The organism is Rhizobium sp. KNZ14-9A (assembly GCF_056755015.1).
This window is the reverse complement of record NZ_JBPGXB010000001.1, coordinates 275,624-294,952: the sequence shown is the minus strand read 5'-3', so window position 1 is coordinate 294,952 and position 19,329 is coordinate 275,624. Positions and strand designations below refer to the sequence as shown.

The window sequence follows — 19,329 nt, the reverse complement described above, 5'->3', positions numbered from 1 at the left end:
CTCCCCCGCAAAAACTTAGTTTTCACCAACTCATTTTCCCGGCTCGCTTCCGGGAGGGGGACCTGCGTCCACGTGATGCGGATACGCAGTCGGAGGCCATCCCACAAGTCTTCACGCAGTTGACCCGTGCTGCAGCTCTCAACTGAAGGCCAAGCCGAGGGTGGATGGCAGTCGTTTCCTGGCCAGCAATTTGGCGCGTTCCTCCTGCACACCCAAAGCAAGCATCACGCCCTGCGCTACACCCGATATATAACCCTTGCTGTTGCCTTCGCGAAGGATACGCATCATGCCGGCAAGCAACGCACCGGAGGCGAGATCGCATCCCACACTGACCGATGCGCAGGTGTAGTCGCCTGACTCGATCCCCCGTCTGACATTCGATTCGGTCATCCGGCTGGAGGCAGATCCGAGGATGGGGCCATAAAGAGAGAGATTGACCATCCCCCAGCCCCAGCGGTGATCCGCCGATGCTTTCTGCATGTAGGCCTTTGTGAAAATTGTCGCCTGTTCGGGGGGCGCGGAAATGGAGCCGATGTACTCCAGCACCTTGAGATTAAAGCCATGCGTAATGTGCTTGGACAGGTACTTCAAAAGCTCTTCTAGGCTGCCGTAGTTGTTGTAAAACGTGCCGCGCGTTACCCCTGCCTGTACGACGATCGCATCAACGTTGTCGATCCGTCCGAACTCTCTGCCTAATAGGTCGAAGGCCGCACTCATCAATGCTTGGCGGGAACGCTCCCTGCGTGCCCTTGCGACTTCGGCCCTTCGTGCCACGACGGCATCGGACTCCACTTTCTTACCCAACCGACCATCCTTCGAACTGTTTTCTTGCAACATAACGCGACTACGCCCTCGATTGAAAGGGACCGTCGTCGCCTTGGCGAGCGCTCCCTTCAAACGTCTTGTATTTTACACATTGTTCGATTCAAAATATCTTGCATTAGACATGTTGTTCAATTATAAAATCTTACGCCCACCAGAGGAGGAAACCCGAAATGCCACTGCGCGACACTGCGATCGTCGGCTATGCCGAGACGAAGATCACGGTCAAAAGCCCGATTGATGTCCTTGGCCTAGCAGGTGAAGTTCTCAATTCGCTGCTGAACACGACCGGATTTGAAAAGGATGAGATCGACGGCATGATCGTCACGCCATCCATTTCGACGGCGAAAAATGAATTCTGGTCACAGATGCTGGCCGACTACCTGGGGCTACAGCTGAACTTTTGTGACAAGACCGAACTGGGCGGGTGCTCGTCGGTCGCCTCGGTCGCCAGGGCTGCGGCAGCGATAGACGCCGGCCTGTGCTCTACGGTGCTGCTGCTCAACAGCGACACCCCGACACGCGAATACCAGTTCGAGACCTATGGTTTCCACGAAGAATGGATCGATCCCTACGGCGAGATGGGACCGCCGGGCGCGTTCGGTCTGATCTCCACGCGCTACGAGCACGAATACGGGCTCGACCTTGCCGCGCTGGGGAAGCTTGCGGTAGCCCAGCGAAACCACGCCCTCCTCAACGCCAACGCCTGCGAGAAGCTGCGCAAGCCGATCACGGTCGAGGACTACCTGAATTCGCGCATGATCAGCGAGCCGGTGCGTCTGTTGGACTGCGTGATGCCGGCCGATGGCGCCAATGGCCTGTTGGTAACCAGCCGCAAGAATGCCAAGAACAAGCAGCTGGATCGCTTCGTCGTTCCAGTCGGTTACGGCGAACTGTCCAACCTGCACGGCGGCAGAAGCATTTCCGACGCCACCGAAACCGGCCATCGCCTCGCCGGCGAGAGGGCGTTCAAGCAGGCGGGGCTCAAGCCGAAGGACATCGGCTCGTTCCAGCCCTATGACGACTTCATCATCGCAATCCTGCTACAACTGGAAATGCTGGGTTTCTGCGGCAAGGGCCAGGGCAGCGCCTACATCCGGGAAACCAGCTTCGACTACGACGGGGACCTACCACTCAACACCGGCGGCGGCCAGATATCCGCCGGGCAGGTCGGCTTGGCCGGCGGCGGCACTAACTTGGTCGAGGCTGTACGCCAGCTGTTCGGCGACGGCGGTCCGCGCCAGCTCAAGAATACCCGCAACGCTTTGGTGACTGGTATTGGCTGGCTCACCTGCAACCACAGCTGGTTTTCCAGCAACGCACTCATCCTCGTCCCCGATGCCTGAGAGGTAACCCCACATGACATTGCTCATCAACGACACGCTGTCCGTTGCGCGCGGTCCGATCCGCGCCCGCAGCTTCTCGCAAGCCTACTGGGATGCCACGCGGGAGAAGCGGCTGCTGATCCAGCGCTGCACGCGGACCGGACAGTACCAGTTCTTTCCACGTCCTGTGAGCATCGCCACCGGCACCAGCGACTTGCAATGGGAGGAAGTCGATGGCCGTGGCGAATTGTTCAGCCACACGCTGACACATCGCGGCAACAACGCCTTGCGCGGACATGAGCCGTATGTCGTGGCGCTGGTTCGCCTCGATGTGGGGGTGGACGTCATTTCCAACCTCGTGGTGACCAGCATGGCACAGGTCAAGGTCGGAATCCGGGTGAAACCGTACTGGCTCCCACTCGAAAACGGGACACATCTGCTGCTTTTTCAGCCGGATGAGGTGGCCTGACAACACGTCGGGCATCTCAATTGAGGACCATTAAAGGGAGGACATGAAATGAGGAACACAGGTAATCACGAGGGCCAGTCCCAAGGAATGTATAAGCCAGGTGGAGCAAGGCTTAGGCCGATCGTCAATCCAGCGTCGGTCGCCCTCATTGGGGTGTCGTCCAAGCCGGGGTCCGCCGGACAGCTTGTACTGGGAAATCTGCTTAAGAGCGGCTATCGGGGCGCAATCCATCTGGTGGGGCGCAGCGGCGGCACCCTTCATGGGCGTACAGTGCTCACCGACATCACACAATTGCCTGCCGGTGTAGATCTGGCAATCTTGATGGTCCCCGCCGCTGCCGTGCTGGACACTGTGAGATCGTGCATCGACTTGGGCATCCCCGCAGCGGTCTGCTTCGCTTCCGGCTTCGCCGAGATGGGGGAGGAAGGTCGCAGGCAGCAGATCGAGATTGGCGAAGTGGCTCGCACCGGTGGCCTGGCGCTTCTGGGCCCGAATACCGTCGGCTACTACAACTATGTCGATGGCTTCCACTTGATGATGGTTCCCATCGACCTGCCTTCGCAGTTGCAGGACGACGCCGGCCCAGCCATCGCGATCGCCGCACAGAGCGGCGGCATTGGCGTGCATCTTGCCAGCTCGCTCGAAGCACGAGGGGTGCCGATCTCGTACATGCTGACCACGGGCAACGAGGCCGACATCGGCCTGGCCGAGGTGTTGGATTACTACGCCGACGACCCGGCCACCGGTGCGGTCATCATCTATGCGGAACAGATACGTTCGGCCGGCGCCTTCATTGCCGCTGCAAAGCGCGCGCACGCAGCAGGCAAAGGCGTCGTCATGCTGCATCCGGGCAAGAGCGAGAAGGCGCAAGTGGCGGCGCAGTCCCACACCGGGGCGCTGGCCGGCAACCATGCGGTCATACGCCTGATGGCCGAGCGTGCCGGCGTAGTGGTGGTGGACAGCCTGGAAGAAGCCATCGATATCGGCCAGCTGCTGTTGCGTTTCCCACAACCGCCCGTTGGCGGATTGGCACTGGTGACGGGCTCCGGCGCCGTCTGCGGCATCGCCCAGGATTATGCGGAGCCGCTCGGCCTGGACATGCCGCCGATTTCCGATGAGCAGGCCGCAGTGCTTAGGGAGCATCTGCCGGAATTCCTTACGCCGCGCAATCCGCTCGACCTCGGAACTGCGGTCGCCTTCCAACCGCAATTGCTGGAACAAGGCATCAAAGCACTGTTGCACGATGCCAGCATCGGCAGCCTGCTGGTGTGTTTTCCCCACGCCTCGCCGTCGCTGCTGGTTCCTTGGTTGACCTACTTCCTCAATGCGATCGAGCGCAGCACCAAGCCAGTTATTCTAACGCTTTTGAACGAAGACGTGCCGCTGCCAGATGCCATCGTGGCACGCGCCAAGACGCACGGCGTCGTGCTGATGCGCTCGCCGGAGCGGGCGATCCGCGCGCTGGCCGGGCTGGCACGCACGCTACGTCAACGGCAGGCGCTAGGGTCCGAAGTTCCGGTCACCCTCTTGTCCGAACTGCCATCATTGGGAAAAGGCCCTACGGCGGAATGGCGCGGCAAGGAGATCCTGCGTTCGCTCGGCATCCAGACGCCCGAAGGTGGCTTGGTGCGGAATGTGGACGAAGCGGTGGCCATCGCAGCGCGCATCGGCTACCCGGTGGTGATCAAGGCGCAAGCAGCCTCGCTGATGCACAAGAGCGAAGTTGGCGGAGTGCTGGTCGGCATCCGCGACGAAGCCGGCCTGCGCGAAGCCTGGCAGCGCTTGCACGCCAACGTGGTGAAAGCCAAACCCGATCTAGTACTCGACGGCGTGCTCATCGAAGCGATGGGCGAGCGCGGCCTGGAGCTAATCGTCGGCGGCAGCCGCGACGCGCAATGGGGACCGACGGTGATGGTCGGCCTGGGCGGTATCTGGACGGAAGTGTTGGCCGACGTAAAGTTGCTGCCTGCCGATTTGCAACATGATCGCATCGTCGCGCAATTGCGCAACCTGCGAGCGTCCAAGTTGTTGACCGGCTACCGCGGTGCGGAACCAGTCGATCTGGATGCCGTGGCCGATGCGGTGGCCGTCGTGGGCCGACTAATGCTGTCCGCACCGCAAATCGCCGAGATCGACATCAATCCGCTCGTAGCCCATGGCCAAGGCAAAGGCGCGATCGCCCTGGACGCTCTTATCGTGACCACGTGAAGTGACCAGAATGAAATCCACCAAGCTGGAGAATACCCAATGAGTGCACCTTCCAATGATGTCGTGACTTACGAAGTTCAGGGCAGGACAGCGATCATCACCTTGAACCGCGAGGAGAAGCGTAATTCCTTCTCGCAGCGCATCTTCGATGGTCTGCGAGAAGCCGTTGACCGCCTCACCGACGATGTGCGCGCGGTGGTGATAGCCGGGCGCGGCAATCACTTCTGCGCCGGACTGGATCTTTCCGAACACCAGCATGTATCCCCGTTCGAGAGCGTGCTGCGTTCGCGCATGAGCCATCGCCTGTTCGATGACATTCAGAACTGCGGCCGCCCAGTCATCAGCGCCCTGCACGGCGCGGTGATCGGCGGCGGGCTGGAACTGGCCTGCTCCACCCACATCCGCGTCGCCGACAAGACTGCGTTCTACCAGTTGCCGGAAGGGCGGCGCGGCATCTTTCTCGGCGGTGGCGGCAGCGTGCGCATCGCCAAGATCATTGGCGTGTCGAGGTTAACCGAACTGATGCTCACCGGACGCAAGCTGGACGCCGAGACGGGCGAGCGGCTCGGCCTGTCGCATTACCTCGTCGAGCCAGGCGAATCGCTCAAGACGGCCTTGGAAATCGCCGAGAACGTGGCTGGAAATGCGCAGATCTCCAACTACCTCATGCTCAACGCGCTGGCTCAGATCGACGAGATGCCTGACGGACCGGGTCTGTTTACTGAGGCCATCGCCCAAGCCCTTACATTGACCACTGACGATGCGAAGGCGGGCATCGATGCCTTCCTGCAAAAGCGCGACATCCGGTTCTAATTCAACCGAAAAGCCCAACCATTGACCTTGTTGTCAGGCTGTTTCGGCGGGGTCGGGACGTTTCCGTCAACAGTTTCGAGAAGTTCGCCATCAACCGACTTCCGGCCGACTGGCGCCGTCCATCATCTCAAGGGAGTAAACTCATGAACATGTACGATCTCCGCCGCACAGGAAACGCCGTTCGATCCGTGCCGCGCGGTGCAGGCGAGCTCCTGCGGCGAACGGCCGAGGTTGCGGCCATAGATCGTCGATTTCTTGGCAAAGTCGCTTCGGTATCCTGCAGGCTCTTCAGATAGACAGTGCAGAAAGCCCGGTAATAGAATAAGCCGAGGGCGTGTTGAAACCACAAGCCAATCCGGTCTCGCGGATGCTTATGCGCTAACGTCAGACGTCATCGGTTCATCAACCACTCATGACCGGATCGGCCTGGAAGCGGCGCGGGCCGGCCATCACGTTGAGATAGTACATCTCCTACCCGCGAGGCGCACCGCAGGGGTGATGGCCGCGCGGCACCAAGACGACATCGTGGTTCTTCACAGTCATCGTCTCGTCGAGAGACCCGTCTTCCGTATACACCCGCTGGATTCCGAACCTCTTGGGGGTGGCTTGAGGCGGTGATAATAGATCTCCTCCAGATAGGTGATTCGCGGGAAATCATCCTCATCGTGGCGGTGGCTGGGATGGGATGACCAATGCCCGGTAGGCGTGAACACCTCCGTCACCAGCAGGATGTCACAGTAATCCTCACCCTCCATGGCGATGTTGTTGATGTAGCGCGCATTGAATCCTTCCGCCCGTGAGGCTGATGCCATCAGGGCCGATGCGACGCGTGGCGTGACCGCCCTACCCGGCGCCAGGCACACCGCGGTTTTGCAGTCGGTGGTCGCTTTCGCTTCCCAGTGCATTCCGTTCGGAACGTAGAGGCAATGAGGAGGTGTCTTCTCGAACACGTCCCTACGGTCGCCAAGCTCACCCCAATCTTTGCCGGCGGCCGCGACGGTTGCCTTGCCCTCCACCACCACCAGGATTGCTTTCATCGAACCGGTAGCCTCGGCGGCGCCCTCCCCGGCCCGCAGGCGGTAAAGAGAGAAACCGACACAGCGCCCCGCCCCGGCTGGCGTGATCTCATGGATCTTCCCATGGTCACCGAAGGGCTTTCGAATGAGATCTGCCATGGACTTAACCTTTCCGTATCGTCAGTTAATAAGACGCTGGAGCGCACGATTGGTGATGTAATGGGCGCGGGCCTTCTCGAGCCGCTCCGGTCCACCTGGCTGGGGTACCGCGACATCCCACCAGGATCCGCCCGCTCCCGTACCGCTAACGGCCTCGGTGTCGATGACAATGACGGTCGGCTTGGTGCGTACGCGCCGCGACGATACGGGCTTCGAGATCGGCAATGCCGAAGGCCTTTTCGGCGTGGGCACCCATGGAGGCGGCATGCGCAACGAAATCGATCTCCGGCTGGTCCTCGATGTTCGACTCCTTGTACATATTGTTGAATTCGGCGCCGCCGCATTCCTGCTGCAGCCGGTTGATGCATCCGTAGCCTCGGTTGTCGGTCAGCACGACAGTGAATGGCACTCGCATCATGACCGCGGTGGCGAGCTCAGAATTGGCCATCATGTAGCTGCCATCGCCCACGAAGCAGATGACCTCCTTGGAACAGTCGCCAGACGGATTCCCATGGCGCCCGCCACTTCGTAACCCATGCAGCTATAGCCGTATTCCATATGATAGCCATTGCGAGCGGATTGCCGCAGTACCTGGAGCGCGCCGGGCATGGTGCCGGCGGCGCACATAACCAAAGTGTCGTCCGTTGCCACCCGCTGCACCGCGCCAATGACCTGCGCTGGCTCGGCAGAGCTCGGATGATTTCACCGGCATCGACTACACCCAGAAAGTGGTTATGCTGGATGGAGGGTTCGGCCTAGATCTGACGTTCTGAAAGCCTGAGCTATGGGAGCCAAATTTGTGTTCGTCGGCCGCCCGCTTGTGTACGCCGCCTCGGCCGCAGGCATGACGGGATTCGGATGGCCGGCACTGTTCTCAGATCAGAGCTCGACGGGAACATGGCATTGCTTGGTTTGATCGGCCCAACCAAAATGTCGGAGCAGCATCTACATACCGTATAGGTCGCCCCCGCTTTTTGGCCTCTCACGCGAGTTGTACGACATACTCCCTGGTGAGTTCGTCGATTGTCGAGAGACCGAGGAGCGCCATGTTACGATGAAGTTCAACGTGAAGAAGCTCTGCCGCCTTCATCACACCAGGCAACCCGGCAACCGCAGCCGCGTAAAGAAAAGGGCGGCCGACGAAGACAAAGCATGCGCCGAGGGCAATAGCTTTCATGATGTCGGTACCGCGACGAAATCCACCGTCAACCATCACCGGCATCTTTTCGCCCACGCGTTGAACGATCCCGGGGAGAGCGGCCAAAGGCGATATCGCGCCATCGAGCTGCCTTCCGCCGTGGTTCGAGACGATTACGCCGTCAGCACCCAGAACCTGGGCGGTGGCAGCATCGTCAGGATGCAAAACGCCCTTCACCACCAGCCTCCCAGCCCACCGGTTCCGGATGCGCTCGAGATGTGTCCAGTTCAGATGGTCCTTACGTCCGAAATCGCGCATGACGTGAGAGGAGACGATCGGTGCACCGCGCGTCGCGAAGGAGTTCTCGAAATGCGGGACACCGTGCCGGAGCAGCGTCCGCAGGAACGTGCCAACTGTCCACCGGGGATGAGTGACCCCCTGCCATGCAAGAGCGAGGCTCGGCCTGAGCGGCGTGGAGAAACCCGCCCGGATATTGTTTTCTCGGTTTGCCAATGCCGCGGTATCGACGGTGAGTACGAGTGTCTTGAACCCAGCTTCGGCCACCCGATCCACCAGGGCGTCGATCCGCTCGGGTTCTCCGGGAAGATACGCCTGAAACCAGGTGGCGGGAGCAGTCGCAACCACCTCTTCAAGCCTGATCAGGGACGACCCGCTCATGATCATGGGAATTCCCGCTTCGCTGGCCCCTTGGGCGAGAACAAGATCACCACGGTAGGCCATGAGGGCGCTGATGCCCATCGGAGCGATACCAAATGGCGCGCTATAACTCTCGCCAAAAATTGCCCTCCCTGTGCTCCGTTGAGAAACATCCCTCAACACGCGAGGCAGGAACGCATAGTTGGCGAGGTCTCCCCTGTTGTAGCGCAGCGATGCCCCGGTCTCGCTGGCACCTGCGACGTAACCGAAAAGAGGTCGCGGCAGATGGCGTTTGGCAGCTCTTTCGAAGTCATCAAGACAAAGATATTTGTCGAGGGCCCGCGTGTTTGCCTGCATTTTGTTTATCCAATCAGGATCGCCCGGAAATCGTTGACGATGGTTCCGGTCGGGCCCGTAACGAACAGATCGCTTGAGGCGTTGAACCCTGTCCAGGCGTCATTCGAGACGAGCGGGTCATAGGGATCGAGGCCCGCGGCTCGAAGTGTGGCCACCGATCCACCATCGACAAAGGCTCCGGCATTGTCTTCCCATCGGTGTCTGCTGCCAGAGCGGTGATGTCTCCATGTTCGGCAATCTCGATCGCCAGCGAAAGGAGGAACTCGGTCTTTCGTCCGCCTTTTCCTCTGCCGCGAAGAGGACTGTGCTTTCCCCTCCCGAAAGGATTACTACGGGTTTGCGAAACGGCTGACCGTGGTCACACTGTTGATCACTATTCTGAGGAAGCGCAGGTCCCGTGACCATCACGCGGCCCTGAATGTGCACGTCATTTGCGTTCGTCGCATTCATATGTGCGCCTCGTCTGTTTTAATTTCTGGAATTCGAGAAACAGCAGCCGGCATCGCCGTAAGCTGTCGCCGTATATGCCGCCGTTAACCGTTCTGGGTTCCCCATTTGCGGACTGTCAGAAGTTCGATCGTCCGGAAGACAAGTCCTTCGACCACAAGACCAATGACGATGACGGTGAGCAGTCCGGCAAACACGCCGGAGGTTTCGAGTGCGTTTCGGGCCTCGAAAATGTACCAGCCGAGGCCGGCGGCATTCCCCGATACGCCGAACACCAGTTCCGCGGCAATCAGGGTACGCCATGCAAAGGCCCAACCAATCTTCAAGCCGGACAGGATCGACGGGAAGGCTGCGGGAATGAGGATGAAGAACACCATCCGCAAACCGCCAAGACCGTAATTCCGGCCAGCCATCTTTTGGGTTTGGCTCACGGAAAGAAAGCCCGTGAAGGTGTTGAGCGATACCGCCCATAGGACTGAATGGACTATCACGAAGACGATGCTGCTGGTGCCGAGGCCGAACCACAGAAGTGCGAGCGGCAGAACAGCGATCGCCGGTAGTGGGTTGAACATAGCCGTCAGCGTCGCAAGCAAGTCCGTGCCAAAGCGCGTCGAGATCGCAAGCGTCGTCATAACCGCGGCAAGCGCGATGGCCGTCGCATAACCGGTCACAAGAACCTGCAAAGAGGTTATCGCTGCGGAAGGCAGGCGACCAGAGATGATATCGCCCCAGAGCGTCGTGATGGTGTCGCTGAACGACGGAAACATCAGCGGATTGCCAAGGTAACGCGCGTAAACCTCCCAGATCGCACACAGCCCGATCAGGACAAGCGCGCGGCGAAACCCTGTGATGTTGAAAAGGCCTTCCAGAAAGCCGATGTCCTGCTTGATGCTGCCGATCTGGGCGATATCAACTGTCTTGTATTCCAGATCGGGCCTCGCCGATGGGGTTGGCCGTGCTGTGAGAACCTCAGTCATGGGCAACCTCCTGATCGCCGAAGAGCATCTGATTGATCTTTCGATTGAAGGCCATGAAGTCCGCATCGCCCTGGTGCTGATGCCCATAGGCGGTCGCATCAAGCTCCGCGCGAACCTGGCCGGGATGTGGTGAGAGAACGAGAATTCGCGAGCCGACGATGATCGCCTCCTCGATCGAGTGTGTCACGAACAGAAGCGTGAACCGCACGTCATCCCAGAGTTCAAGCAGCTCTTCCTGCATCCGCCGGCGGGTCAGTGCGTCGAGGGCCGCGAAGGGCTCGTCCATCAGAAGCATCGCCGGCTCCATGGCGAGAGCGCGCGCGATGGCGACACGTTGCTTCATGCCGCCCGAAAGCATGTGAGGATAGGAATTCTCGAACTTCGATAGCCCCACCTTGGTGATCACGCGCCTTGCACGATCACGGATCTCGGATTTCGGAAAGCGTCCCGACCGGCGCATCGGGAACATGACGTTGTCGATCACAGTCATCCAGGGCATGAGCTGGTCGAATTCCTGGAAGACCATCATGCGATCGGGGCCTGGTCCTTTAACCGCCTTGCCAGCGAGCTTGATGTCACCCTCGACCGGCGCCATAAAGCCGGCGACACTTTTCAGAAGCGTTGATTTTCCACAGCCCGACGGACCGAGGAGAATAAAGCGATCGTCCTTTTGGACGTCGAAGCTGACCTTGTAGGTCGCCGTGAGAATGGCGGCTCCCGTCTTGTATTGCAGAGTAACGCCGTTCACAGAAAGTAAGGGCGATGATGCGGGCACCCCTTGCGTGCCAGTTGCGAATTGCGTGTTCATATTCATCAGCTACCGTTTCCCTTGCTGATAGGTTCAAAGAACATATCGCGCCAGCTGGCAGGTGCCTGCTTGATCGCGCCGGTGCTTGCCAGGAAGTCGGCGAAACTCTGCATCCCGCGTGGCTCGGTTGTGAAGACCTGCCCACGGATCGCCTCTTCAACCTGAGCCTTGGAAAGGCTCGTTTTCTCCGCAGCCAAATAGATCTCGGCCGCTTTACCCGGATCGTTCCGGATCAGATCCATGGCTTCCTTCAGAGCGCCCACGAACGCGGTCACCGCTTTCGGGTTGGCGTCTGCGAATTTTTGGGTCGCAGCATAGAGCGCACCGGAATAAGGCCCTCCCATGATCTCCTGACCATCGACGACCTTGAAGCATTTCTTGGATGCCTCAAGTGTGCTGATGAAGGGAGGCGCGGCGAAGTAGAGAGTAATTCCTGTTCCGGTGATCAATGCGGTCGTTGCGTCGGGATGCGGCAACTGAACCATCTGCTTGTCGAAGCGTTTGGCCTCCCCTTTTCCGAATTGCTTTTCGGCCGCCATTTGCAACATGATGGCCTGGGGCGACGTCGTGGCGGTCACCGCAATGCGGTCCGTTGGCTTGATGTCCTTGATCGACTTGATCGACGGGTCGTTGGTGTAAAGCGTCAACACCGCCTCATTGCACGCCACGATCCCCTTCAGGTCGTAGGAGCCTTTGGTCTTGGCCCAGGCTGCAATAAGGGCAGTGGCTCCATACGCGCCGATATCGAGACTACCGCTGAAGATGCCGTCGTTGATGACCGTTGAGCCGCTAACACGTTGCACCTGAAATTCGGTTCCGGCGATCCCATTGCTTTCTGCGTGCTTCTGGAAGAGCAACAGCTTTTCCGCGACAGTGGTCGCGAGATGGCTCGTACCGTACTGCGTGGCGACCTTGACGGTCTTCTTCTCTTGCGACCGGGCGATCAAAGGCGCTCCACAGGCAGCCAGCAGGCCAATGCCACCGAAAGCCAAAGATTGACGTCTTGTCAGATTAAACATGAACTCCTCCACGAGTTTCACCGCTTTTAAAAGCTTCACGACAATCATGAGAGCCTACCCATCATCCCGATGGGTAGGCAGTTTTAGTTGGTAAGACGCCGGTCGGCGGAGACCACACCTCTAACGCTAGGCAACACCTGCTCGTTACCGTCGTTCGTATCCATCATCTTCGTTAAGGCGCTACTCTACCCCCAGCCGCGTACAATTCCTCACCTCGAACCGGGAGCCTCGCCCGCAAGATACTGCCCGTCTGGGACTCGGTGATGTACATGACGTGCCGGTCCTTGGGATCGAAGGCCATGTTGGTCGTCGAAATGCCGGCGCAGGACTTAATGCGATGCAGCGGCTCGGCCACCCGCGACACATGCCATATCGAGCCAAAGCCGGTCTGGGCGACAAAAAGTTCTCCATCCTCGGACAGTGCGAGACCATCCGGTCCGCCCATCCCGCCATGCAGTTGAAGGAAGACGCCAACTTTGGTTGCGACCCCGTCATGAAGCGGCGCCCGCCAAATCTGCTGAGCTCGGGTGACGGCAACGAGGAGATAACTCATGTCCCTCGCGATGACGATCCCGTTGGGACTGGGGATTCCGGACATCACACATTCAAGCTTTCCCGCCGCAGACCACCGGAAAACCCGGCCGGTTGGCGATTGAAGTCCGCTCTGCCCCTGGTCGGTGAAATAAAGATCACCGTTAGCGGCAAAGACCAGGTCATTGACGCCCTTGAACCCCTCAGAGAAGTATTCTTCGATCACCGGCGAGACCGACCCTGTGCCAACATCGAGCTGCATGACGCCCCGCTTGTAGTCGGTGATGTAGAATTTGCCTTCGCTGTGAAATTTCATGCCGTTTGGCCAGCCATCGTATTCGCTGACGAGGTCCCACTCTCCGTCGGGCGTAATTCTGAAAATCCGTCCGAACGGAATGTCAGTCACGTAAAGATTGCCATGATTGTCGAAGCAAGGACCTTCAAGGTACGAATCAATCACCATGCCGGATCGGTTGACATCAGCCCAGCGTGTCTTGCGCGGTTGCCGAAAGCGGTCCGGCATACGCGAGAAGATTTCTGTTTGGATGGTCGGCGGGGGTGCGAAGAACATCAAAACTCTCCTTCCGGCGTAATGCCGAGATTGTAGACACGTGTCGCCGTCGAAAAGAAAAGCTCCTGCCTTTCCGAAGAACTGAAACTTTCGGTCAGACGCTTGAAGGCGTTCCAGAGCGAGCGGTAGGAAACCATGCCCTTATCGACCGGGAAATTGCTCTCGAACATGCAGCGCTTCGTACCGAAGCGATCGATCACAAAGGAAATATATGGGTCCCAGGCCGCTGCGAGCACCTCAGATGAGGGCGGGCGGGCGGAAAGATGGAAATCAAATCCCCCCGCCCCCATCGCAAGGCCGCCGAGCTTGACGTAGACATTCGGCAGATCTGCGATCTTTGCCATGGACGCGCGCCAGTCGGCCAGCACCTCCTCGCGCCGCCCTCTATAACGTCCGGCCCCCAGCGGACCACCAAGGTGGTCGAGAATAATCGCCACGTCCGGGCAAGCACGTGCCAGATCTTCGAATTCTGCGAGTTGCGTGTGATAGGCCCAGACATCGAGCGTCAGCCCACGCGCTCCCAGCCGGCGAGCGCCGTCGCGAAACGTGGCCTCTAAAAGCAGCCCTTTTACCGGAGGAGCAGGATTGGTCGCAATCGCTGGATCTGCATGCCAGGCAGTCTGGTTGCGGATGCCGCGAAAGCGCTCTCCGCCAACAGCCATCATCCGATCGAGAACGGCTTCGATCCGGTCACCGGCCATCAAATCGCAGGACCCGACGATCCCGGCGCAAGCCCTGAACGATCCGTAAAGACCGGAGGCCGACCGTGCTGCCACGCCGTTTGCGAATTCAACCTCGCCAACCGGTCTCAGCAGATCGTCCGCTTGGTCGATGTTGTACATCGACCTGCTTTGCACGAAGACCGTCGCCTGGATGTTATGCCCTTGCCGCGCATCCTCGAGCAATTCATCGAAAAGATAGCGATGACCGGCGCGGTCCCACAGATGATGGTGTGAATCAAGGATCGGCATGTCGGGGAAAAGAACCTCCTCCTTTTCCTGAGCCAACCAGTCCTGACGCACGGGAATATGGGGCGAATTTCCAGCCAACAATTCCGACCTCGTTGCTACATAGATGCGATTTCCGATGACGGATCGCGGATCAGTTCCCTGTTCCTGAGGCAACCGGCTCGAAGAAGGCGTCTTGCCACTTCTGAAGTTTGTTCCTCAGGAGGCCGTTCTCGGTCATGAAATCCGCGAAAGCAATGACTCCGCTAGGGACGCTGCTCCACTCGTCCTTGACAGAAATCAGCATATTTTCGATGTGATCCGGTGAGAGGGGTGATTTTTCAGATGCCAGAAAAATTGCAGCCGCTTCCTTCGGATTATTCCTGATGAAGTCGTCCGCTTCCTTCAGGCCTGAAAAGATGGCTTCGCCGGCACCCTTCCGGTCCTCCATGAACTTCCCGGTGGTTGCCAATATCGCGCTCGTCGCACGCTGGCCAAAATAATCGGAGAAATTGAAGAGCTTGTGTATCTTCGGATCCGCGCCAACAATGTCGCTATAGGGATGATTAGCCACGTAGCCGGTTATCGATCCCCCAGCCAGTAGAGCACTTGTCGCATCGGGATGGGGCAGTTGCACCATGAGCGTGTCGAAACGACGGGCATCGCCGTATTCTTTTTTTGCCGCCATGCGCAAGAGCAGTCCCTGCTGGCCGGTCGTCGAGGTTACTGCAATGCGATCATTGGAGTTCAAATCCTTCAGACTCTTCAGATCGGCTCTGTTTGTGTAAAATCCGTTGTCACCGTTCAACAATACGGCGACACCCCGAATATTGATCGTCGACTTTGTTTTCTCAGCAGCGATCAACATGCCGGACAAGCCGTATGCTCCGATATCGACGGTCCCGCTGATCAGCGCGTCATTGATGGCCGGTGCGCCGCTGATCTTCTTGATCTCTACCTTACCAGAAAATCCATTGGCCTTGAGCTGCTCGGCAAAATAGCCCTTCTGCTCTGCTACGATCACCGGAAGATAGGCATAGCCGTACTGAACGGCGATCGAGATAGGCTTGTCATCTCCAGCCAATGCATTTGGCGGCAAAGCCAGAGACGCAGCCGCAAGAATCAGGGATGTGATAAAGCCAAAGCTTTGAAGTTTGAGCTGCATAGTTCCTCCCTCGGCGCGTTATCCGATGCGCCGTTTCGATTTTAGATTGTCGTGCATGTCCGGTGACCAGATCAGGATTGCCCGGAAGTCATTGACGTTGGTTCCCGTCGGGCCGGTCACGAACAGATCACGTATGGCGTTAAATCCAGTCAAGGCGTCGTTCGAGGCGAGCAGGTCATGGGGATCGAGACCTGCGGCCCAAAGCCTCGCCTTCGATTCCCCGTCCACGAACGCTCCGGCATTGTCTTCGGAGCCGTCTATGCCATCGGTGTCCGCTGCAAGAGCCGCGATGTCTCCATGTTCGGCAATCTCGATCGCGAGCGAGAGGAGGAACTCGGTGTTTCTTCCACCTTTTCCGTTGCCGCGAAGCGTGACCGTACTTTCCCCTCCCGACAGGATCACCACGGGCTTGCCGAACGGCTGGTCGTTGCGCGCGACCTCCTTTGCGATCGCGGCATGAACCTTTGCGATTTCGCTCGCTTCGCCTTCGATGGCGTCGCTTAAAACGACTGCCGGAATGCCTTGCCGCCGCGCAAGTACTGCGGCAGCTTCCAGTGAAGTCCGGGCAGATCCGATGACTTTGATCTCGCTACTTCCAAAGCATGGATGGTCCGGGTCGATTCCAGCTGACTCCTCGTGAATATGCCGGATGACACGCCCCGGCAACGCCATGCCATATCGCTCAATGACGCGAAGGGCATCTTGCGGGGTCGAGCGCGAGAGGACGGTCGGGCCGCTGGCAACCAGCTCGGGATCGTCTCCCGGGATGTCGGATACGATCAGCGTCACGACCTTGGCGGGATAGGCGGCGATCGACAGGCGTCCTCCCTTGATCTTCGAAACTTGTGTCCGAACGGTGTTCATTGCGGAGATGGGCGCACCCGACGAGAGAAGCGTCCTTGCAACTGCGATCTCATCATCCAGCGTCAGACCATCCGACGGAAAAGCCAGCAAGGACGATCCGCCTCCAGAGATCAATGCCACCACGAGATCGTCTTGGGTGAGATCGGAAACGGAATGCAGCAATCGCCTCGAAGCCTTCAGGCTTGCCTCGTCTGGAACCGGATGAGACGCCTCAATGACCTCCATCCGACCGCAGGACGCCCGTGTCCCGTGTTTCGTCACGACGACACCCTCGAGAGAGCCTTTCCACAGGTCGTCGAACGCACGCGCCATTTCCACCGATGCCTTGCCTGCTCCCACGACGACGGTCCGCCCTTTCGGCTGCTGCGGAAGGTTTGCCTTGATCGCTTCGTAAGGATCGGCAGCAGCGACTGCAGCGCGAAACAGGTCGGACAAAAAAGCTCTGGTGTCCGATACGGCCGCCATGATCAAGCGGCCACGATGTTCGTCGGTGTGCCCCGCTCGAACGCCTCGACGTTGTCGATTAGCTGATCGACCAGCGACTGGACCGCCTCGCGGCTAGCCCACGCCACGTGCGGCGTCAGGATGAAGTTCGGCAGATCGAGGAGACGCATCAGCGGATGATCGTCTGCAGGCGGCTCTGCGGTGGCGACGTCGAAGCCGGCGCCACTGATTTGGCCGCTTCTCAACGCGTGCTCCAGCGCGGCCTCGTCGACGAGACCGCCGCGCGCGGTGTTGATCAGGAGCGGCCGCCTGGCCATCTGTGCGAACTCCGCAGTAGAGATCATGTTGCGGGTCGATGGCATCAATGGGGAGTGCAAGGTGATGATGTCGCTAACCTCGAGGACCTTCTCGAAGGGCGTATAGAGCGGCCCCATTCCTTTTGTTCCCTTGTAGTCGGAAAACAGTACCTTCATCCCGAAGGCCCGGCCAATGTCGGCCACCGAGCGCCCAAGAGCACCGTCACCGATGATGCCGAGCGTCGAACCGGCGAGATCGTTGATCGGGAAGTCGAAGTAGCAGAACTGGTTTGCTTCCTGCCAGCGCCCGGCCTGTACCGAGTTGCGATATGCCAGGAGGCTGCGGCGAAGCGCAAGGATCAGAGCGAAGGTGTGTTCGGGAACGGTGTTGACTGCGTAGTTGCGAATGTTGGAGACCGTTACTCCACGCTGCGCGCAAGTGGCCACGTCAACGACGTCGGTGCCCGTGGCCGCCACGGCCACCAGCTTGAGGTTCGGGGCGGAGGCGATTGCCGGGCCTCGTACGGGCGCCTTGTTCGTGATGACGATGTCGGCATCCTTCATGCGCTCCGGCACCTCGTCGGGAGCCGTCTGGTCGAACTGAACGAGTTCATGAGCGAAGGAGAAGGCACGGAAGTGAATGTCGTCGGGCAAGGTCTTGCGATCTAGGAGAACAATGCGAAGAGGATTGCGGGTAGCATCAGGCATTGGGAGGACACCAAGTTCAGAGGGAGAACTGCGGCCGCTTTGAAGCGGCCGCTCACTTTTAAGATCAGCCTCAGGCTTCTTCTTCCTGGAAGGCTTCTTCGCGGGTTTTGCGGAACGACGGCAGGATCATCAGGAGAAGCACGCCGGCTGTCGCGATCAGCAGGACGAGGCTGATCGGCCGCTCCACGAACACGCTGGGATTGCCGTGGGAGATTGTCAGAGCCCTACGGATGTTGGTTTCCAGCAGTGGCCCAAGGACAAACCCCAGAAGCAGCGGACCCGGCTCGCACTTTGCCTTACGGAAGGCATAACCCAGCAGGCCGAACCCAGCAGCCAGTGCCACGTCGAATATGCGGTTGTTGATGCTGTAGACACCGACACAGCAGAAGAGAAGGATCGCCGGATACAGCAGACGATACGGGACCGTCAGGAGCTTCACCCAGACCCCGATCAGCGGCAGGTTGATCACGACAAGCATCAGGTTGCCGATCCACATGCTGGCAACAAGACCCCAGAAGATTTCCGGCTGGGTTGCCAGGACCGTCGGCCCCGGCGTGATACCGTGGATGATGAAGGCGCTCAGCATCATCGCCATCATATTGTTCGACGGAATGCCGAGGGTCAGAAGCGGGATGAACGACGACTGCGCGCCCGCATTGTTGGCAGCTTCCGGTCCAGCGACACCCTCGACTGCACCTTCGCCGAACTCGTGAGGACGCTTGGACACCTTCTTTTCCACGGAGTATGCGCAGAACGATGCGAGCGTTGCACCGCCACCTGGCAAGACGCCGAGAAGCGTGCCGACGGCGGTTCCCCGCAGCACGGCAGGCCATGCGCGCCGGAAGTCTTCTCGGGTCGGCCAAAGGCGGCTCAGCTTGCTGACCAGCACGCCACGAGCTTCGACATTTTCAAGGTTCTCAATGATCTCCGAAAAGCCGAACAGCCCGATGGCAATGACCACAAAGTCGATACCGTCGAAGAGTTCGACCGCAGTGAACGTGAGGCGCTCCTCGCCGGAGCTGGAGTCAATACCGACCATGCCGAGTAGCAAACCGAGAAGGATCATGCCGATCGCTTTCAGGACTGGCCCGCGCGCCAGTATTGTCGCGGCCAGAAGGCCGAACAGCATTAACGATACGTACTCTGCCGGGCCGAAGGACAGGGCGAATGACGACAGAGTAGGTCCGGCAATAGCTATGCCGAATGTCGCGACGGTCCCGGCGAAGAAGGACCCGAGTGCTGCGACAGCAAGCGCCGAACCAGCTCTTCCTTGCTGAGCCATCTTGTAGCCGTCGACAGCGGTAACCACGGAGGACGCTTCGCCTGGAAGGTTGACAAGGATCGCCGTGGTTGATCCGCCATACTGAGCGCCGTAATAGATGCCGGCGAGCATGATGAGCCCCGCCAAAGGCGGAAGGTAGAACGTGATCGGCAGCAGGACGGCGATCGTCGCCGTCGGCCCGATACCTGGAAGGACCCCGATCAAGGTGCCCAACAGAGCGCCGATAAGACAGAAGCCAAGGTTTGTCGGCGTCAGGGCCTCGCTGAAGCCCAACATGAGAAGATCGACGAAGTTCATGGTTTACCT

Annotated in this window: 17 protein-coding genes and 2 pseudogenes; 4 read left to right on the top strand and 15 right to left on the bottom strand. The window is 59.2% G+C overall.

What is annotated here, in order from left to right; all coding sequences use genetic code 11:
* Nucleotides 1-138 precede the first annotated feature (138 nt).
* Nucleotides 139-804: a TetR/AcrR family transcriptional regulator gene (locus ACR9ZQ_RS01495; protein WP_481426663.1), complete on the bottom strand. Its 666-nt coding sequence runs from the start codon at nt 802-804 to the stop codon at nt 139-141.
* 191 nt (nt 805-995) lie between these two features.
* Between ACR9ZQ_RS01495 and ACR9ZQ_RS01490 the strand changes: the two genes are divergently transcribed.
* The 4 genes from ACR9ZQ_RS01490 to ACR9ZQ_RS01475 are packed head-to-tail and all read left to right on the top strand — an operon-like array spanning nt 996 to nt 5,637.
* Complete coding sequence (locus ACR9ZQ_RS01490) at nt 996-2,168, top strand: thiolase family protein (RefSeq protein ID WP_481426662.1); 1,173 nt, start codon at nt 996-998, stop codon at nt 2,166-2,168.
* A 13-nt stretch (nt 2,169-2,181) separates the two neighbouring features.
* Complete coding sequence (locus ACR9ZQ_RS01485; RefSeq protein ID WP_446957023.1) at nt 2,182-2,616, top strand: Zn-ribbon domain-containing OB-fold protein; 435 nt, start codon at nt 2,182-2,184, stop codon at nt 2,614-2,616.
* A 48-nt stretch (nt 2,617-2,664) separates the two neighbouring features.
* Complete coding sequence (locus tag ACR9ZQ_RS01480; RefSeq protein ID WP_481426661.1) at nt 2,665-4,824, top strand: acetate--CoA ligase family protein; 2,160 nt, start codon at nt 2,665-2,667, stop codon at nt 4,822-4,824.
* Nucleotides 4,825-4,863: 39 nt separating this feature from the next.
* Nucleotides 4,864-5,637, top strand: coding sequence for a crotonase/enoyl-CoA hydratase family protein (locus ACR9ZQ_RS01475; protein WP_481426660.1), 774 nt, complete (start codon nt 4,864-4,866; stop codon nt 5,635-5,637).
* Between the two features lie 471 nt (nt 5,638-6,108).
* Here the strand turns inward: ACR9ZQ_RS01475 and ACR9ZQ_RS01470 are convergent, their stop codons facing one another.
* From ACR9ZQ_RS01470 to ACR9ZQ_RS01405, 14 genes and pseudogenes are all read right to left on the bottom strand, one after another.
* On the bottom strand, nt 6,109-6,180 hold the full coding sequence (locus ACR9ZQ_RS01470) for a 5-deoxy-glucuronate isomerase (protein WP_481427265.1): 72 nt from the start codon (nt 6,178-6,180) through the stop codon (nt 6,109-6,111).
* On the bottom strand, nt 6,177-6,812 hold the full coding sequence (locus tag ACR9ZQ_RS01465) for a 5-deoxy-glucuronate isomerase (protein ID WP_481426659.1): 636 nt from the start codon (nt 6,810-6,812) through the stop codon (nt 6,177-6,179). Before ACR9ZQ_RS01465 ends, ACR9ZQ_RS01470 begins: the two co-directional genes overlap by 4 nt.
* Before the next feature lie 21 nt (nt 6,813-6,833).
* Nucleotides 6,834-7,490: pseudogene (locus ACR9ZQ_RS01460) on the bottom strand (thiamine pyrophosphate-dependent enzyme); the annotation flags it as partial.
* Between the two features lie 304 nt (nt 7,491-7,794).
* Nucleotides 7,795-8,964 carry an alpha-hydroxy acid oxidase gene (locus ACR9ZQ_RS01455; protein WP_481426658.1) on the bottom strand — a complete coding sequence of 390 codons (1,170 nt, stop codon included), beginning with the start codon at nt 8,962-8,964 and terminating at the stop codon, nt 7,795-7,797.
* A gap of 5 nt (nt 8,965-8,969) precedes the next feature.
* Nucleotides 8,970-9,315: pseudogene (locus ACR9ZQ_RS01450) on the bottom strand (MOFRL family protein); the annotation flags it as partial.
* Nucleotides 9,316-9,497: 182 nt separating this feature from the next.
* On the bottom strand, nt 9,498-10,388 hold the full coding sequence (locus ACR9ZQ_RS01445) for an ABC transporter permease (RefSeq protein ID WP_481426657.1): 891 nt from the start codon (nt 10,386-10,388) through the stop codon (nt 9,498-9,500).
* Nucleotides 10,381-11,202 (bottom strand): ABC transporter ATP-binding protein, encoded by an 822-nt coding sequence (locus ACR9ZQ_RS01440; RefSeq protein ID WP_481426656.1) that lies wholly within the window; start codon nt 11,200-11,202, stop codon nt 10,381-10,383. Before ACR9ZQ_RS01440 ends, ACR9ZQ_RS01445 begins: the two co-directional genes overlap by 8 nt.
* Nucleotides 11,202-12,263: an ABC transporter substrate-binding protein gene (locus ACR9ZQ_RS01435; protein ID WP_481426655.1), complete on the bottom strand. Its 1,062-nt coding sequence runs from the start codon at nt 12,261-12,263 to the stop codon at nt 11,202-11,204. The genes ACR9ZQ_RS01440 and ACR9ZQ_RS01435 overlap by 1 nt, the downstream gene beginning before the upstream one ends.
* Before the next feature lie 124 nt (nt 12,264-12,387).
* Nucleotides 12,388-13,320 (bottom strand): SMP-30/gluconolactonase/LRE family protein, encoded by a 933-nt coding sequence (locus ACR9ZQ_RS01430; protein ID WP_481426654.1) that lies wholly within the window; start codon nt 13,318-13,320, stop codon nt 12,388-12,390.
* Nucleotides 13,317-14,366 carry an amidohydrolase family protein gene (locus tag ACR9ZQ_RS01425; RefSeq protein WP_481426653.1) on the bottom strand — a complete coding sequence of 350 codons (1,050 nt, stop codon included), beginning with the start codon at nt 14,364-14,366 and terminating at the stop codon, nt 13,317-13,319. Before ACR9ZQ_RS01425 ends, ACR9ZQ_RS01430 begins: the two co-directional genes overlap by 4 nt.
* 52 nt (nt 14,367-14,418) lie before the next feature.
* A complete protein-coding gene (locus ACR9ZQ_RS01420) occupies nt 14,419-15,429 on the bottom strand; it encodes an ABC transporter substrate-binding protein (RefSeq protein WP_481426652.1) in 1,011 nt (336 codons plus the stop codon).
* An 18-nt stretch (nt 15,430-15,447) separates the two neighbouring features.
* Complete coding sequence (locus ACR9ZQ_RS01415) at nt 15,448-16,758, bottom strand: glycerate kinase type-2 family protein (protein WP_481426651.1); 1,311 nt, start codon at nt 16,756-16,758, stop codon at nt 15,448-15,450.
* Nucleotides 16,759-16,760: 2 nt separating this feature from the next.
* A complete protein-coding gene (locus ACR9ZQ_RS01410; protein ID WP_481426650.1) occupies nt 16,761-17,741 on the bottom strand; it encodes a D-2-hydroxyacid dehydrogenase in 981 nt (326 codons plus the stop codon).
* Between the two features lie 70 nt (nt 17,742-17,811).
* Nucleotides 17,812-19,320, bottom strand: coding sequence for a tripartite tricarboxylate transporter permease (locus tag ACR9ZQ_RS01405; protein WP_481426649.1), 1,509 nt, complete (start codon nt 19,318-19,320; stop codon nt 17,812-17,814).
* Between the last annotated feature and the right edge of the window lie 9 nt (nt 19,321-19,329).